Below are 16,993 nucleotides of genomic sequence, written 5' to 3'. Positions count from 1 at the left end.
TTATTTCTGTTTATTGATAATACCTTTCTATTTTAAGACCGATTTCCGCGATCGTTTCGTCATTAAGGATAACACCGGATGTCTGTAACCAATCCCAGTCAACATTATGTGCGATCGAGGCTGTCAGTTCCCCATTAAAAAGCACATCATAATAATTATCACGCATGATCACTTCACAATAAATCAATTGATTGGCGTAGTCCAGTCCGAAACCTATAGCGGGATAATGCTCGTCCTTCATCATTGCAAAATAAAACATTTAAAATAAGGATTTGTGCTGTAGAAATTTCTTAATCTTTAATTTTACCAGATGCAATTTGGACATGTTAACGACTCGCTGGAAGCTATTAACTTTTCACTGCCACCGGATACGACCGGGACAAAGCGTACATTGGCGACAGCTAATCAGGATGGTGATTTGAAAGTATTTGTCGGTGCAGCAAAATGGGGCGAAAAAGGCTGGATTGGCAAAATATATCCTGAAAAAACGCCTGATAAAGCATTGCTTCCTATCTACAGCAAAAATTTCAATACTGTTGAATTTGGTCCTACCTTCTATACGATCTACACTGCAGATCAGCTTTTCAAGTGGGTACAGCAGGTGGCGGAGGTGCCGGATTTCAAGTTTTGCCCGAAATTCCCACAGCACATCACCCATATTCGCAAACTCGCAAATGCGGAAGAACAAACGGCCAAGTTCTACCAGAGTCTAACTGCTTTCGGAGATCATCTTGGTCCCTTACTGCTGCAGTTGGGCGAAAATTTCTCCCCTAAGAGCTTCCCGCAGCTTAAAGCTTACCTGGAAGCGTTACCGGCTTCTATTAAGGTCGGGGTAGAACTGCGTCATAAAGACTGGTTTGGCAACCTGTCAAACCGTAAGGATCTTTTTGAATTGCTTCGCAAACTCCATATAGGTACAGTAATATCAGACACCGCTGGAAGAAGGGATTGCGTTCATATGGAACTGACTACTAACGAAGCTATTATACGTTTTGTCGGGAACGATCTGGCACCAAGCGATTACACCCGGATGGACGAGTGGGTGGAAAGGCTGAAAGCCTGGAAAGGCATAGGGTTGAAAACCATATGGTTCTTTATGCACCAGAACAACGAAAAATTTGTGCCCGAAGCCTGTGACTACTTTATTAAAAGACTTAACCACGCGCTAGGCAGCACTATTTCTGGGCCAAGATTTGTATAATACAGAACTACAACTTATCCGATGCCTGATTCCTTCAATGAATACTGCGCGATATGCTGCGTTAGGCCGCCTGTTTGACGGTTTTAAAACCCAAACATATTTGACTTAAGGCAATTTTTAGATTACTATGAAGAAATTAAGGCTGATCCGGGTCTTCATGGCCCTCGACAATTCGGCAACAGTGATGCCACTTTCATGTAGCTAGCTCTTCATCAATTAAAAGGAGCTATCTTACTAAAAGATGAATATTTTTTGTTGTGATCGCCCTTACAGCGTATCGCAAAACTATGCAACTTACCAAACGTTAACAAACTATCATGCGGGCGTTTTCTAGCTATTAAGATTGCCACTAAGCGAGGGGACGGAATATCTGCCAAACGATTTTTCAATTTCTCACACCTAACGTCATTCAAATTTCTGCAAGCAGCCCGTATGTATCCATACGTTCGTTAATATCACGGGAAAAAGTAGTAATTAATAGCTCATCCATCTCAAAGCGGGTCAGCAAATCCAATAATTTCTGAGACACATTTCGGTAAGAGCCGACAAAGTTGCTTTGCATGTTTCCGTTGTTAATTAAGTCTTGATGCTTTAGCATTGCCTGATCATCCGTGTCGGCACATACCACACTTACAGCTAATATTGATTTTAGATCAGCATCGCTTTCCGTTACGCGACTCTTATAGAGGTTATTAACGGCAAGCGCTTTATCTTCATCCTTGCTTATAAATAAAGGGATGGCCAGGCGTATGCCCATTTTTTTAGCAAGTTCGAGGATATGGGGATTTGTACCGAGGTACCAAATTGGGGGTAATGTATCAGCGGGGGTATGTATCTGGATTCCGTTACTAACCTGTTTTCCCATACGAATCAACGCGACAGTTCTTTTAATTTTGCTGAAGAAGGCATCATCGTTCAACTCCCAACTATTTCCGCTAACCAATTCCTGGGCGATGCTATCATCAATGACACCAGGGCCCCGGCAAAGTCCCAGGTCAAAACGTTCTGCACTTATGGTTTGCAGCGTGCTTGCAATTTCTGCAACCCTGTATGGGCTGTAATACCGAATGATCATTCCTCCTGTTCCAATACGTAATCTTTTTGTACGTGCAGCAATTAAGGGGAGTAATAGCTCCGGCGCGGATGATACAGCGTACGGAACGTGGTGCTCAGCAACCCAGTAACGATTATAGCCTAATTTGTCTGCAAATTCAGCGAGATTTAACATATCACGAATAGCACTTCCAGGGGATTGCGCTTCATGACGCTTACATAGATCAAGAATACCAAAAGGCAAAACGTTACTTGATAATGATGTTTTATTCATTCAGCAGCAGGGTTTTCATAATTTCAAAACGATTGTTAATCAAAAAAAGGCATTCTGGCGGCTAATGGGTTTTCCATGTCAAGTAGTAGCAGATGTACACCCAAGCGGCCCTTATATAAACTGCCGGCTAACTTTAATTCCGAGTTGGCTGCACGATCAGCCAGCACCTGAGCCCGTCCAACATATTTATCTTCCCGCGTCCTCTGGAACATCGAAAGCTGAGCATAAGCCATGCCAGCATCACCACAACACAACGATGCCCCATTTTGTGGTGCGGTAAAAGTAAAATCAGCGGCCTCCCCCGCAATTTCTAAATAGTCGGGCTTGTTAAATAACTGAGCAGCCAATCCAAAGAGGTGTACAAATCCCGTTGAGCCCTTGCACCAGCTACCCATGAAACGCTCCGTCTTACGATGAGGGGTGTTAGTACGAATAGGCCAGCTCCGACCCTCTGCAGTTAAGATGGAACATTGAATCAGTTCGTTAAGGTAATCTTCGACGGTTGGATGTGGTAGCGTCTGAGTCGTTTCAGCCCACTTCATTATTGCATAGAGTGCTCCAGCCCATCCGTGCGCCATACCTAAATCTACTAAAATATTATTTGTAGCGATCTGCCCCAGGGATTGAAGTGCTGTTGTTATAGCTGACACTAACTGTTCACCGGTTTCCAGAATGGAATGCTTCATTGGTAACAAAGGATCATCGGGAATCGTCGCCAGCAGCAATGCACATCCCAATAAACTTCCGGGTTTTCCATACGTAAGATCAAAATCATTCGATGAAGTTAACGCGAGATGACAAACATCAGCAAGCGTTTGGTTTAACACGGTATAATCCCATCGGGCATAAGCGATCAGCGCCTCACATACACATACGCCAAGCTTTCCATAGTGTAAGGAACCAGGTGCTGCTACTTCGGAGGTAAGTCCCATGCTTTCGTCCTGATAAGCCTGAAGCATTTTGGATTCTTTAGCCCGGGTTATCCAGATATCGGCATCGCTTAATACAGCTTGGTCTTTACCTTTTTCCGCGCATTTTAAAAGCGCATATGCTATTCCTGCACCTCCGAAATGAACCGGAGCCGTTGGAGCGGGTAAAGGCCAGTCAAAATCCAGCCCCTTTGTCTGATACCTGGCAATTGCGGCCAACGATGCTGTAGGATTTGCTTTCTGTACGATTTTTTTGCTTTCGCCAGGTGTAAAATGCAATATTGCCAGCGCATCTGCGAATTCGCGAACCGACGAAAACCGCTCTTTTTCATCTTTCGACAAAGCTTTTGAAAGAACAGCTTCGATCTCCCACCAGCTTGGCACACCGACAGCGTGGAATGATCTTTGGGGTTCAGATTTTATTTGCTCATAGAAATGTTCGTGCGTCAGCCGGAAAGGAAGATAATGATGACCTGTAAGCAAAAAGAAGGACAGGGCCGCCAGGCTATAGAGATCGGTACCCTCGTCCGCCATACGAGGTGTAGTGTGGTTCAGATATGCAGTTGCGAAAGACGGATCATAAAAATACGGTACGCCTGTTCGTTCATGGCAAGCCAGGGCATCATTACCGACAATATAAAGTGACAACCCAAAATCAATAATGTGAATGTTCCCTTCTCTAGTGGTGAGGCAATTGTTGGGGTGAATATCGCCGTGGATGATTTTCGCCTGATGTAGCCACTCATAAGCCCGAAGGATATGGACAACGAGGTCCTTCAACGGATTAAAAGGATAAACATCACGGTTAGCGTTCCTAAGCTGGTTAGCTACCGTCAAAATATCCTGTCCATCACACCAATCCATTAATAAAAAAGACCTATTCTGATATTTTCCTATCCGGTGGGGATATGGTGTAAGCGGATGCGGAGCCACAGATAAAATATCGAATTCTCGCTTGATCAGGTTTTCTGTCCGCTCGTCTCCTTCTGATTTGGCGATCTTCATGACCATTTGCTTATGATCAGGATCGTGACAACGGTAAATCTCCGTGTCATCCATGATGTTGATACCATGCGAGATCGTTACATCGCCAACCACCTGCCCTGCAACTAAGCTGTAATCTGCCGCCAGATGAGAACCTGATACAATCAAAAATCTGGCTTTGAGCAGCAGCTTAACCGAATCTTCAATGTCCCTAAGAAAAGCATCCGCGTCCATCTCCTTTTGCTTTGAAAAGAGTGTTATCGCCTGAGCAAAAGTAATGGGTTGCCGGAACGTTTCCAGGAACTCTGCGACCTCCCGTTCAATGACCAGGGAACGCGCACGGCCTTGCGGCCGTGTGACAACAAAATCAGTTTCCTCGCAAATGAATTGCTGGCGTATATCCGGTCTTAAATTCAGAACCGATGTGATAATAACATCGCCGGCAAGCTCGAGCGTATTGGTGATTTCCACGGACTTTAAAGATTATAAAATACTTTAGGAAGCCATTTTTCTGTGTCAATGCCAATGGCGTCCAGCTTAAAGTTTACATTTTGAACAAGCTCCTTCCTGGCCATATTTGAACGATACCCTTCGGATAATGCCCGCGCGATAAGCTCAGTAATGACACTCCGCCAGCTTGTTGCCGCAAACGACTGTGTAAGTTTTGCGGGTGGATCGAACCCGCATGATACAACTCCTGATTCATCGAATGCTGCCGTGAATGGCAAAGGTTGAACTTTAGCTGATTTCAATGCGACTGATAGCGCCTTGCCCAAAGTAATCAGGGTATTAAAATCCATTAAGTAAGCGACAATCTTATCGGGACGCAGTAAATTAAAAACGTCTTTCGAAAACTTGAAAATAGGCACGTCAAAAGTGGCAAAGTGGTTGACAACCGTGTTAAATTCGTCCAGTATGCTGTCCGGATGTAAATTGACATAAAGTTTGTACGGCGCTGAACTGAAAGACTTTCGCTCCCAATTCTTGTTTAAAAATATCGTCCAGCGATCATTATGTATGGGGGCTTGCTTTTCTATCCATTGCGACGTAAGCAATTCCGCAGCGTTCTGATTGTTTACAATGATTGCTTCATATAAAGTCTTTGATTGCGGAAACTGCAAAAGCCAATCAGGAGATATGGGAATCCGACCATATAGATACAGGCGCGTACCGATATTTTTCACACCTAACAAGGCAAGATTACTTGCATACTCAATAGCTTTAAATGACAACATTCGATTAGCATCGGAAAAAATAGGTATATTTTCCACGTAACTTGTCCCTTCTTATTGGCGTCAGGGTCTCATTGGGCTCAGCATTATTAAGACTCTGATTTACCTGATGTGCACTTATAAAATTTGGCGGAAGCCAAGAGCCATATTTATGGCCCAGGCTTTTCTAGAGTTCTCTCGACCTGCGAGATTTCAAGGCGATATGGCTTTGGACTTCTTTGAGTGCATCCTGAAGCTTATTCTCCAGCGCATTAAGTTCTGTTAAATCTGTTTCCGGAGAAATGTTATGATATTGGCTCAATTGTAATAGTTCCAGCATTTCACCACGTGTATTCTCGTTGACCAGTAAACGGTCGATTTGAGCAGCCTTAATAATCGATTCTGCTTCCGTCCACCATCTGGCAATGTTGCCAGTTGACCCGAAATCAGTTCCTGAAGTCGTGCCGCAGCCCGGTTCATTCGAAGTTCCACAGCCTGTCCCAGATGTCGTGCCGCAGCCCGGCTCATTCGAAGTCCCGCAACCGGTTCCTGATGTAGTGCCGCAGCCAGGCTCGTTCGAGGTCCCGCAACCGGTTCCTGATGTTGTACCACAGCCGGGCTCGTTCGAGGTCCCGCAACCGGTTCCTGAAGTTGTGCCGCAGCCGGGTTCATTCGAGGTGCCGCAACCTGTTCCTGAGGTTGTGCCGCAGCCGGGTTCATTCGAAGTTCCGCAACCGGTTCCTGAGGTTGTACCGCAACCTGGTTCATTGGACGTTCCACAATCCGTACCCGAGGTTGTGCCACACTCTAAATTCCAACCGTGGCCGGGGATTAAGTGTGCCCTATCAATTGTAATTACAAGCTCATTAATACGATATTTCATATAAAAAAAGTTTAATATTAATTTCTAAGAAATAATAGATATTCAGGCTATTATACGGCTGGGCAAGGTTGAAAAAATACGATAGGGAGCGTTACTTCAGGAAATAACTATCGTTTGGATCGGTTCTGATATGGTTTTGGAAAGGTAATAACAAAAAACCCTTATTGCAAATTTTTTCATAGGCGTCCTGTTAAACACCGCATTTTCGCTTAAGGAAAATCTTCCAAGATAGAATTTTCTAAAGAAGCTTTTAAGTTATTTGGGGCTGAACCAAACGAATAGAAAATGAGAAAGAATTGAAAAAGCGACTTGTCCCAAATGGCTTAAAGCTTTTACAATTCGGTTTTTGCTCCTATTCTCAGTATAACAGATTCGCAACTCACCGATTATATGGCTGATCGAAAAGGGTTAAGGCTTTCTCAAAGTTTGAGGTATTTAATTACTAGCGTTTATAGCCGGTAATATTTATACATCCTTAATCAACGATCTAATTTCCCTCTTGCCTGGAAGATCAGCAGTTTTTCGGCTATTTATCCATGCGAGTACTAATAAGGAAATGACCACAAAGATACCACCGAGTATACTTTCGGTGAGCAGCATTGCCCTGATTCCGGACCGGTCATAGGTCAAGCCATCCAAAGCAGTCATATAAACAGGTGCTAAATTACTGATGGACGACACCAGGGCATATTTGGTAGAACCCAAATCCGAACCGATAGCCAGCAAAGCTACCGCAGAGAACGCAGCGGATGCCCAGCCAAAAGAAAAGGCATAAAATAGTATACCAGCTGTGTAAGTAAAAGGCGTAAAAACTGAAAGTGCCATGATGGAGCTGACTAATGCCATTACTGATCCTGCACCGAAGAAAGACCACCACCGTCCACACCTGTCCGCCACCCAGCCGCCGAATATACAACCTAATACAGTTACAGATGCGCCGAGCAAACCATTAACAAATGCAACCAGATCAGGCCCGGCATGCCAGTCCCCGCCGACTGAGGACCAGATGTAAGCCGCCGCGCCGATGCCCACAGGTGTGGTAATGACGACGATGGAATAAAGGGAAATGGTTGAACGTGATAGCGTTTTCAGATCAGCTAACATCGACCAGAATCGGCTGGACAATTTTTGAGATTGGGCAGCCACAACAGGAACTACTACATACAACGTCGGCATACATATCAGCATGATCAGCGCTAACAATACGATAGCGATCTGGTAAGAATAGTGGGTGGAAAGCCAGATCCCTGCGCCGCCGCCAAAGCCCATTCCACCAACATTCCCCGCCTGGTACCAGCCACCGGCAAGTCCTTTCCGATCCGAACGCACAGTGCTTGCCATAAAGCCCCCGACTGGGGAGACCACCAGTGTAGCCGCGATTTGTGAAATAAAAACGATAACGGTTAACCAAAATGATGAAGCCACTTTCAATGGAATCCCACAGATTAACAAAAGTGTTAGGGCACAAAGAACGGTGCCGATCAGGTACCATTTATGAAGGCTTAATGTCAGGTCGGTCAGTGGCGCCCATAAGAACCGCCACAGGTTAGCTGATAAGCCCAATGCCGTAATGGACGCAGTTGCAGCCACACTAAAACCGTGTTGTACCAACAAGAAAGGTAAGGTAACGGCTACAAATCCGGAGCTGATTCCGTAAGGAAGAACCAGAAAAAAAATGGCAACGGGTGCAGTTTGTGTTAAGTCGTTCGGCCGCATTATTAAATATAATAAATTACGTTGATTACGAACTGATTAACCGATAGAATACGATTGATAATAAAAACATATGGTATTTGCAGCTTCTACTTGAAAACTTATCCCCAAAAGTACATCTCCAGGCTGTCCCGCATACGACGCAGACCAAGGAAACTAAACTTAAACAACCATGATTATTAGCTTACGCAGAAGGCTCAGTCAATCGGTTTTCCCGTTCTAGCTGTTACTATCCGAATGACAGGGTGGTCTAACATCGGTATAATTACAATAGTTTAAGACCTAACTGTTGAGATAATATTTTTTCAGACTTGACAATTAGCTGATTAACCGATCACCCATGCCGACTGCTCTATCCAGACCGTTATCTGGATCTCTATTAAACAAAAGCCTGTAATTTTTGTTATTTTGGCCAGCTACTTATACTGCCGAATAACCTATGCAATTGACCGACGACCAAGACTTACGCTACATGGTGCTTCACGCACCAATCGGTATTTGCCTATTAGATTCCAAAACGCTGGTAATTGAACTCGTCAACGATAAATTTCTCGAAGTCGCCGGCAGGTCAAAAGAAGCACTTCTCGGGAAAAACTGCTGGAACCCCTTCGCGGAACTCCGGACTACACTGGAACAGGAACTGATCAAAGTAGCTGAAACCGGTGAGCCTTTTTATGCTGACGAGGCGGAAATGAAACTCATCCGGCACGGAAAAGAAGAAGTGGTTTTTATGACTTTTGTGTACAATCCTGTCAAAAACAGTGACGGCAAAGTAACTAAAATTGCCGCCTGGGTGTTGGAGTCTACCAAACAGGTCAGGGAACGACAGCTGGTTACTACCAGTGAGAAGCGTTTCCGGGCATTGGTTACCGCGAGTTCCGATGTGATTTATAGTCTGAGCGCGGATTGGAAAGTCATGCAGGAACTGGACGGACGAGGCTTCCTGAAAGACACTTATGAGCCCATCAGCTACTGGCGGGAACGGAATGTTCACCCGGATGATTTAAAAATGGTAAATCTCCGGATTAAGGACGCCATTCGGTATAAAAAGATATTTGAAATGGAACATAGGGTCATACGTGCCGATGGTTCACCGGGCTGGACCTTTTCACGTGCCGTCCCTATCCTTGATTCACAAGGAGAAATTGTCGAATGGTTCGGTACCGCCAGTGATATTACAGAACGTAAGCGGATCGAAGATGCGTTACGCAACGCAAAAGAAGTTTCCGGTCAACAACAAAGACTGTATGAAGCCATCACCTCCGGAACACCTGACCTGATGTATGTATTTGACCTGAATTACCGTTTTATTTACGTCAACAGCGCCCTGTTATCCATGTGGGGTAAAACTTATGAGACTGCTATAGGTAAAAGCCTGCTGGAAAACGGATATGAACCCTGGCACGCCGAAATGCACGAACGCGAAATCGACCAGGTTAAGGCTACCGGTCTGCAGGTGCGTGGTGAAGTGTCCTTTCCGCATTCAACTCTCGGCCGGCGTATGTACGATTATATCCTTAGCCCCGTTTTCAACGAGCAAGGTCAAGTCGAAGCCGTATCCGGTATTACCCGGGATATTACAGAACAAAAAAATAACGAACAGCGGCTACAATTACTGATCAACATGCTGCCTGCCGCCGTTGTTGTCATTCGCGGGCCAGAGCTTGTTGTGGAAATGATCAACCAGGCCAACCTGGACTATTGGAAAAAAAGCGCAGCGGAGGTTGTTGGTAAACCCTTTTTGGAAATCCTGCCTGACCTTGCTGACCAGCCTTTCGCCGGCCAGTTGCGTCATGTAATGGCGACCGGTGAGGTGATCGACGTTAAGGAGAGTCCGGTATTATTTGAGAACCCGGATGGCAGTATCCGGGAAACTTTTGTGGATTATACCTACCAGCCACTCGCAGATATCAATGGCGACTATACTGGCGTTCTGGTGATGTCGTTCGAAATCACAGACCGTGTACTGGCCAGGCGACAAGTCGAGCAAAGTGAAGAGAACCTGAGAGCCATGATCAGTCAGGCACCAGTGGCCATGTGCATCCTTTCAGGAGCTGACCATGTGATCACGGTAGCCAATCAGCTGATGGTCGAACTTTGGGGTAAACCACAATCTGATGTCATGAACAGACCGGTATTCGACGCCTTGCCTGATGCCCGCGGCCAGGGACTTGAGGAGGTTATGAAAGCAGTTTATGAGACCGGTGAGACCTTTTACGCCAACGAATTACCGGTATCATTAATCCGGCACGGGCGGCCGGAGGTAGTTTATCAGAATTTTGTTTATCAGGCCTATCGCGATGCAACCGGCGCCATTGGCGGCGTAATAGCGATAACGGTAGATGTAACGGAACAGGTGCAGGCCCGCAAAACCATCGAAAAGACCCAGCAGCAACTGGAGGCAGAACTAGCCAAAAAGGATGGTTTTATCGGCATGGCCAGCCATGAACTGAAAACACCCCTGACTTCGCTGAATGCGATTATTCAAGTGGCCAATGCTAAGCTCAAACAGCATCAGGATCCTTTCCTGGTGGGCGCCATGGGAAAAGCGAACCAGCAGGTCCGACGGATGATGAACATGATCAATGGGTTTTTAAATATTTCCCGTTTGGAGTCCGGTAAGATCCATATTGAAAAACGGGATTTCGATATCAGGGAGCTCATCTCGGAAATTGTAGAAGAACTGAGCCTGACTCCCGGCACACAGGAAATCCGGTTTACCAGATGCGACACCATTGAGGTACATGCCGATCGCGACAAAATCGGCTCCGTTGTCTCTAATTTGATCAGCAATGCCCTAAAATATTCACCTAAAACCACGAAGATTAAAGTCGACTGCACGGCTTCGCAGCAAGAGGTCGTCATCAGTATTAAGGATTCGGGCATTGGGATTGCACCAGACGACCTGGCGAAAATATTTGACCGTTATTACCGGGTAGAGGCCGATCAAACACGTCATATTGCTGGTTTTGGAATCGGGCTATACCTCAGTTCCGAGATCGTCCAACGTCACGGCGGTAAGATATGGGCAAAAAGCGAGCCGGGAAAAGGAAGCATTTTTTACTTCAGCCTTCCGCTTAATAGGACCAGCTGAATTGTTCAGCAGGGTTGGAGACTTCATTGCCCGGTTCTACAATTGACCGGTAACTTGGGTTTGCGGCGGCGCTAAGGCCTTTCGTTAGAAAAACCATTCCGGTAATAAAAACTGGCTAAAAAAATTACTACCTGCTGTTCCGAAAATACAATCTGAAACTAATCCCCATTCCCTTTGTTCATTTTGTAATGAGGCTGATATTTCGATATCCACGAAAAAGCTCACCTCATTCGGCTAATTCGGCGCCTATGCAAGTCCACCGTATCCCCGCTTCCAAGATCAACGCACTACGGAAACTTTTTTTGAACGACAACAAGTTTAACAAAGTGCAGGCCGCCCTGGACCTTAACTTATCCCGTTATTGCGTACAATGTTACGTTGCAGAATTCCGGAAGATCCGGGATCAGTACCCGGAAAAAATAAAAACGAAAGATTTTTTTATGCCGGTTGGCATACCGGACCACCGGACGACGGCGAAATATGTGGAAATGATCCGCGTGATCCCGGAGATCATCCGGCAATTGGCCGGCGGCGACCTGGGGGCGCAAGCCGCTTTTGAAAAATACAGGCTGCTTTGTCCTGAAGGCTATGCTTATTCCACATTCAAGGAAAATTTCTTTTCCTGGTGTGAAAAGAATCAGATCAGCCGCCAACGCACCTATGTTTTTCCGGAAGCGGATATGGCCATTTTAAAACAATGGCGAAGTGGTAATGATCACCAGCGCTGGCAGATAGCAGTGGCCCTGATGGAAAGCGCTGACCGGCGGTTTGTCAATGATATCGCGGCAAAAGAGGAGGTCTGCCGGGATACGGTTTTGATCTGGCTGCGAACGTACCGAAAAAAGGGGCTCGACGGATTTCAGCGCACCCATACGATCAACGATACCAAACTTGCCGAAATTAAAGAACGCGAAGATAACCTGATCCATCTATTACGGCAGACACCCAAGATCTACAATATTAACCGGACGACCTGGAAATTAATAGATCTTGCACGCGTATACGAGCAACTTTATCACGTCCGCATCAGCAGTACGCTTGTCTCCCGCGGGCTTAGGAACCGGGGGTACCGCATCCTCAAATCCAGGGAAAAACTGACCAGTCCGGATCCCCTGTACCGTGAAAAATTTGCAGCCATCCAGGATATTCTGCGCAACCTGCGGCCAGGTGAAAAGTTTTTCTCAATCGACGAGTACGGCCCTTTCAGCGTCAAAATGAAAGGTGGCCGGTCTTTTGTAAAAAAGGGGGACTATATCACGATCCCCGCGATTCAAAAAAGCAGTGGCTGGTTGATCTGTACAGCGGCCGTGGAACTTTCTACCAACCAGGTCACCCATTTCTACTCGCTGAAAAAGAACACTGCAGAAATGATCCGGCTTATCGACGTGCTGGTCCTGCAGTATCCGGACCAGGAACGGCTGTACCTGTCCTGGGATAAAGCAAGCTGGCACTGCTCTAAAGACCTGGTGACTTATATTGAAAAGTTGAACAGCGATGACTACAGGGAAGCGCTCCATAATCCCGTGATCGCGCTGGCCCCGCTCCCCGCCTCTTCCCAGTTTCTGAATGTGATCGAATCAGTGTTCAGCGGACTGGCCAGGGCCGTCATCCACCATAGCAATTATCCGGACGTGGCAGCCTGTAAAGAAGCTATAGACCGCCATTTCCACGAACGGAACGAACATTATAAGGCGAACCCTAAACGCGCAGGAAAAAAGATCTGGGGCGAAGAACTGGTTGTCCCCGTATTTGATAAAGCAAATATCTGCAGAACGGAGAACAGCCTGCATAACAAAGCGGCAAAGAAATACTAATTTTTTTAGTATTTTATGAAACTTTGCTGATGGGATGCCGTTTAAAAAGGTATGACTACCAACACAATTGCACTGGTTAGTGCCTTTTCAGGCTTAGCGGGTGTGCTGCTGAGCCAGCTCATGACCGGCCTGTTCAGTTATTACAGCGACCGGCGAAAGAACCGCTCTGCATCCAGGATCGCCTTCCGGGATAAAAAGGTAGAAATCGGCGAATACCTTTATTATGTGAACACCGAAACGATGGCCATTCTTCAAAAGAATATCCTGTATTGGAAAAACTGGAATGATTCCAGAAGTCCTTTGAGTATCGATTTTCTGCAAAAAGAGCGGAATACGGTAAACGAACGCCTGTCGAAGATTAATGCGGAGAACTGGAAATACAATTTGGCCACGCTTTATTTTGAAGTGGAACTTTCCATCGCCCGGATCCATGAGCTCAACTCGAAATCCCAGTTGCTTTTTCTGGCCGTCCTGGATGTGACCGACCGGTTGAAACACACCGGTACCCAGGAAAGCGAAGCTTTATATGCGACCTATGCCATCAACGTATTCGATCTATGCGGTCAGTATCAGCAGATACACGACCTGTTGGAAAGCGACATCCGGCGGATCAAAGCGGCATTGTCCCAATCGTTCCGGCAGCCATAACCGCGATGTTATCAATGGTTATGTTTTTTGTGAATGTCTTTAACGAGGCAAAGCCTTTTGATCTCGGACCGCTTAATCACAAAAGGAGGATATTTTAACTGGTCGCCGATCATTTCCGCCGTGTTATCAGAGTGAGCCACAACTTCATCCTCGGTTACGCCGGGCAGCAGGCGCTTATACATCCGGTAATCGCCCCATTCGATATAATAGACCTCACCTGGTAATATTTTGCGGTCATGGATCACTTTCAAAGCCACCCAGCAACCATTCTCAAGATAAGGGTACATCGAATGGCCCCAGACCGGCAAAGCGAAGTCACATTCCTCAATCCCGGGGAAGTTCATACGACCCACCGGCTGCATATCATTGACATCGTTATACACCTCGACCCCAGAGGCAGTTGCGGTGATATCATACATGGGAATACCTTCAAAAGCTACTTTAGGGGTACGTTTAACGATAACAGGCTTTTCTGTATTCAGCGCAGCCTGATAAAGCTCTTTAAAAATACGCAGTTTTTCCGGATCAATATTCTGCCGGCTCTTGATTATTTCTGTAATGGAACTCGGCGAATTAAAGCCCAGTTTTTCTGCCAGTTCTGCGTTGCCATTAAAGGCCTTACCACGTAATTGGTTATATAAAATGATAAATTCCAGCGTTTCAGGGCGTATGTTTTTTATTTTATTCGACCTCGTTTCTTCCATAGCCATCTATTTATTTTTTTATAAATTTAATAAATTAAAGACAAATACAGAATATTTACAGAAAATATCCCATCACGACTATCTATGCTTTGTCGTGGGATGTTAACATTCCGTCATTGATAGTCTTTCCCTGGCATGTTCATGAATATAAATTGTTCATGATTCATGAACAAAGTTTGCAATTTTCCCATTCGTTCACTAAATTTAAATGTTCATGATTCATGAACATTTAAATTTAGTGAACATGAAAGAGCATGAAATATTTCATGAAGCGACCGCAAAACTGCAGGAACTTACCGGTGGCGAGATCCTGGAATTAGCCGGTGAGTATACGCAAACCGGCCGGCAGTATGATGGTCTGATCGATTTGAACCTGGGTAAGCGCAAAGAAACTTTTATAATAGAAATCAAAAACGAACTGCGCAATAATACCCTCCCGGCGATCAAAAATATAGCGGCTGCTGCCGATAAAGCATTTCTGCTGATCTGCCAGTATATTCCCCTGCCAATAAAAAAGGAGCTAAAAGACCTTAAGATCAACTATCTGGAGGTGGCCGGCAATTGCTTTATCGAGACAGAAAAGTTATTTATTTTCATCAACGACCAGCAGGTAACCGCCACCCGCTTGCCGGTAGAAGGCAAACTATGGAAAGCGGCCGGCCTGAAATTTCTGTTCGCGATCCTGCGCTATCCGGAACTGCTCAACAGGCCTTACCGCCAGGTTGCTAACGAAGCAGGTATCGCCTTAGGTAATGTAGGCGGCTATCTGGAGGAACTGCGCAAAGAGGGCTTTTTACGAAAAGGCATCATCAACAACGAAAAAGCTGATTTCATAGAAAATAAAACCCGCTTGATCCAGCGGTGGGTGGAAGCTTACCGGAATAACCTGCGCCCTAAAGAATGGGTGGGTAAATTCCGGTTCATGAACCCAGAAGACCTGAAGAACTGGAGAAATATTCAACCTGATGGCTTCAAATGGGGCGGCGAAAATGCGGCAGCCCTGATGACCGGCTATCTGCACCCCGAGAAATTCACGCTGTATATCAAACAAAGCCGCTTGCCCCTGATCCGTCAGCTCAAGCTTGTACCGGATCCAAACGGCAATGTGGAACTGCTTGAGCAGTTCTGGCCGGATAAGGAACAGCCGGAGGCAGCACCTGGTCTGGTACCGCCTTTATTGGTCTATGCTGATCTGGCGACCAATTATGACAGCAGAAATACCGAAACCGCAGAACGCGTTAAACAAAACTACCTTGACTGAGCCCTTATTACACCCGGAAATCGCAGCCATGCTGAAGGACATCGAGCCTGTATTTAAAGCTTATAGTATCGACTACTATGTTGTCGGTGCGGTGGCCCGGGATATCCAACTCAGCACCGACACCGGTTCGGCCGCATTAAGGAAAACCAATGATGTCGACCTGGCTATCCTGATCCGCAACGAAGGGCAGTTCCGGGAGTTGAAACAGGCCCTGGCGGCAACCGGGCATTTTACGCTGCACCCAACGGAAACTATCAAGCTGTTCTATCATGGAGCGATAGAGGTTGACCTGCTACCCTTCGGTGAAATAGAAGAAGCTGACCGACACGTCCGCCTGACCGATCCGCGATTTGTTTTCCATATGCCGGGGTTCAAAGAGATCTATCCTTTCGTAGATTCGGTACAGGTAGACGAAGAGCTCAACATCAAGGTCTGTACCATGGAAGGCATCATACTTTTAAAACTGATCTCCAATAACGATCGCCCGCAACGTACGAAAGACATCACTGATATCGAGCATATCATCCGGGTCTACTTTGATCTTTACTCCGGAGATATCTATGAAGAGCATTTTGATACCATGGAGCTTTATGAAACCACTGAGAGTGATTATCTACAGCTGGTTTGTGCCCGTGTGATCGGCCGCAAATTAAAGCTGCTGCTAAATGATTCGGAATCCCTGTCGCAAAGGGTCGCCGTCATTTTAGCGAACAGGCCGACAACCTGGTGGAATGCCATGCTGAATGGTTTGAATGATGCATGAATACAAACGTAAGGTATATTTATAAGGGTTAAGAGCTAGCTTGTTTGATGCGCTGTAAACTAAACCTAGCGGATAAATAATCCGGCGTTTTTGGGAACTTAGTATAACTATGATCAAAAATAATTCCGGGAGTATGATCTTTTGCCTGGTTAGTTTAAAAGCCGGATCAAAAAAGGACATTCAACTGAATGCCCTCTTTTGATTTTTAATAGTTTAACCGACACAGAAACAACCTCACTTTCAGGGTTGCTCCATCGTATACAAAGAATTTACTTCGGTATCGCTTAGTACTTTATTATACAGTCTGATATCGTCGATTGAGCCAACAAAGAAATTGGCCCCGTAAAAAGCACTTGGACTGTCCGGATCGGTAAAATTATAAGCTGTTTTTGGCATCTCGTTTCCGATAGCCAGGTTCGGTGGCGAGGTCAAGGTAACCGGCGTGCCGGTTACATTCGCAT

General features: G+C 45.8%; 14 protein-coding genes. 7 read left to right on the top strand and 7 right to left on the bottom strand.

The features are described 5' to 3' along the window. Positions 1-10 precede the first annotated feature (10 nt). Positions 11-244: a hypothetical protein gene (locus GSY63_RS02705; RefSeq protein ID WP_166584290.1), complete on the bottom strand. Its 234-nt coding sequence runs from the start codon at positions 242-244 to the stop codon at positions 11-13. A gap of 66 nt (positions 245-310) precedes the next feature. On the opposite strand from GSY63_RS02705, the gene GSY63_RS02700 reads away from it, so the two are divergent. Beyond that, positions 311-1,201: a DUF72 domain-containing protein gene (locus tag GSY63_RS02700; protein ID WP_166584289.1), complete on the top strand. Its 891-nt coding sequence runs from the start codon at positions 311-313 to the stop codon at positions 1,199-1,201. Positions 1,202-1,610: 409 nt separating this feature from the next. Here GSY63_RS02700 and GSY63_RS02695 read toward each other — a convergent pair whose 3' ends face one another. Genes GSY63_RS02695 through GSY63_RS02685 form a run of 3 tightly spaced genes read right to left on the bottom strand, consistent with a single transcriptional unit; the run spans position 1,611 to position 5,712 of the window. Next, positions 1,611-2,528, bottom strand: coding sequence for an MsnO8 family LLM class oxidoreductase (locus tag GSY63_RS02695; protein ID WP_166584288.1), 918 nt, complete (start codon positions 2,526-2,528; stop codon positions 1,611-1,613). 35 nt (positions 2,529-2,563) lie between these two features. Beyond that, positions 2,564-4,912, bottom strand: coding sequence for a lanthionine synthetase LanC family protein (locus tag GSY63_RS02690; protein WP_166584287.1), 2,349 nt, complete (start codon positions 4,910-4,912; stop codon positions 2,564-2,566). A 5-nt stretch (positions 4,913-4,917) separates the two neighbouring features. Beyond that, the gene (locus GSY63_RS02685) at positions 4,918-5,712 is read right to left on the bottom strand and encodes a hypothetical protein (RefSeq protein WP_166584286.1); all 795 of its coding nucleotides are present in this window, start codon (positions 5,710-5,712) and stop codon (positions 4,918-4,920) included. 401 nt (positions 5,713-6,113) lie between these two features. On the opposite strand from GSY63_RS02685, the gene GSY63_RS02680 reads away from it, so the two are divergent. Further along, a complete protein-coding gene (locus tag GSY63_RS02680) occupies positions 6,114-6,539 on the top strand; it encodes a hypothetical protein (protein ID WP_166584285.1) in 426 nt (141 codons plus the stop codon). 461 nt (positions 6,540-7,000) lie between these two features. Here GSY63_RS02680 and GSY63_RS02675 read toward each other — a convergent pair whose 3' ends face one another. Next, positions 7,001-8,251 carry an MFS transporter gene (locus GSY63_RS02675; RefSeq protein ID WP_166584284.1) on the bottom strand — a complete coding sequence of 417 codons (1,251 nt, stop codon included), beginning with the start codon at positions 8,249-8,251 and terminating at the stop codon, positions 7,001-7,003. Between the two features lie 436 nt (positions 8,252-8,687). Between GSY63_RS02675 and GSY63_RS02670 the strand changes: the two genes are divergently transcribed. From GSY63_RS02670 to GSY63_RS02660, 3 genes are all read left to right on the top strand, one after another. Continuing rightward, on the top strand, positions 8,688-11,342 hold the full coding sequence (locus GSY63_RS02670) for a PAS domain-containing protein (RefSeq protein ID WP_166584283.1): 2,655 nt from the start codon (positions 8,688-8,690) through the stop codon (positions 11,340-11,342). Between the two features lie 302 nt (positions 11,343-11,644). After that, positions 11,645-13,156: an IS630 family transposase gene (locus GSY63_RS02665; protein ID WP_166584282.1), complete on the top strand. Its 1,512-nt coding sequence runs from the start codon at positions 11,645-11,647 to the stop codon at positions 13,154-13,156. Positions 13,157-13,207: 51 nt separating this feature from the next. Then, complete coding sequence (locus GSY63_RS02660) at positions 13,208-13,804, top strand: hypothetical protein (RefSeq protein WP_166584281.1); 597 nt, start codon at positions 13,208-13,210, stop codon at positions 13,802-13,804. 11 nt (positions 13,805-13,815) lie between these two features. Here GSY63_RS02660 and GSY63_RS02655 read toward each other — a convergent pair whose 3' ends face one another. After that, on the bottom strand, positions 13,816-14,514 hold the full coding sequence (locus GSY63_RS02655) for a S24 family peptidase (protein WP_166584280.1): 699 nt from the start codon (positions 14,512-14,514) through the stop codon (positions 13,816-13,818). A 238-nt stretch (positions 14,515-14,752) separates the two neighbouring features. On the opposite strand from GSY63_RS02655, the gene GSY63_RS02650 reads away from it, so the two are divergent. Together GSY63_RS02650 and GSY63_RS02645 are read left to right on the top strand one after the other, a co-directional pair. Continuing rightward, positions 14,753-15,769 carry a type IV toxin-antitoxin system AbiEi family antitoxin gene (locus GSY63_RS02650; RefSeq protein WP_166584279.1) on the top strand — a complete coding sequence of 339 codons (1,017 nt, stop codon included), beginning with the start codon at positions 14,753-14,755 and terminating at the stop codon, positions 15,767-15,769. Continuing rightward, the gene (locus GSY63_RS02645; RefSeq protein WP_166584278.1) at positions 15,714-16,532 is read left to right on the top strand and encodes a hypothetical protein; all 819 of its coding nucleotides are present in this window, start codon (positions 15,714-15,716) and stop codon (positions 16,530-16,532) included. Before GSY63_RS02650 ends, GSY63_RS02645 begins: the two co-directional genes overlap by 56 nt. Before the next feature lie 240 nt (positions 16,533-16,772). Here GSY63_RS02645 and GSY63_RS02640 read toward each other — a convergent pair. Then, positions 16,773-16,993: LamG domain-containing protein (locus tag GSY63_RS02640; protein WP_166584277.1), on the bottom strand; the 221-nt coding region annotated here is incomplete at its 5' end.

Source organism: Mucilaginibacter agri, assembly GCF_009928685.1.
Classification (GTDB): domain Bacteria; phylum Bacteroidota; class Bacteroidia; order Sphingobacteriales; family Sphingobacteriaceae; genus Mucilaginibacter; species Mucilaginibacter agri.
The sequence above is the reverse complement of the archived record's forward strand: the minus strand, read 5'-3'. Positions and strand labels throughout refer to the sequence as shown.

What these genes read in the sequence shown, in the direction of transcription:
- GSY63_RS02670 (WP_166584283.1), top strand. Translation starts at nt 8,688, where the DNA reads ATGCAATTGACCGACGACCAAGACTTACGCTACATGGTGCTTCACGCA.
- GSY63_RS02655 (WP_166584280.1), bottom strand. Translation starts at nt 14,514, where the DNA reads ATGGCTATGGAAGAAACGAGGTCGAATAAAATAAAAAACATACGCCCT.
- GSY63_RS02645 (WP_166584278.1), top strand. Translation starts at nt 15,714, where the DNA reads ATGACAGCAGAAATACCGAAACCGCAGAACGCGTTAAACAAAACTACC.
- GSY63_RS02660 (WP_166584281.1), top strand. Translation starts at nt 13,208, where the DNA reads ATGACTACCAACACAATTGCACTGGTTAGTGCCTTTTCAGGCTTAGCG.
- GSY63_RS02650 (WP_166584279.1), top strand. Translation starts at nt 14,753, where the DNA reads ATGAAAGAGCATGAAATATTTCATGAAGCGACCGCAAAACTGCAGGAA.
- GSY63_RS02695 (WP_166584288.1), bottom strand. Translation starts at nt 2,528, where the DNA reads ATGAATAAAACATCATTATCAAGTAACGTTTTGCCTTTTGGTATTCTT.
- GSY63_RS02705 (WP_166584290.1), bottom strand. Translation starts at nt 244, where the DNA reads ATGATGAAGGACGAGCATTATCCCGCTATAGGTTTCGGACTGGACTAC.
- GSY63_RS02675 (WP_166584284.1), bottom strand. Translation starts at nt 8,251, where the DNA reads ATGCGGCCGAACGACTTAACACAAACTGCACCCGTTGCCATTTTTTTT.
- GSY63_RS02700 (WP_166584289.1), top strand. Translation starts at nt 311, where the DNA reads ATGCAATTTGGACATGTTAACGACTCGCTGGAAGCTATTAACTTTTCA.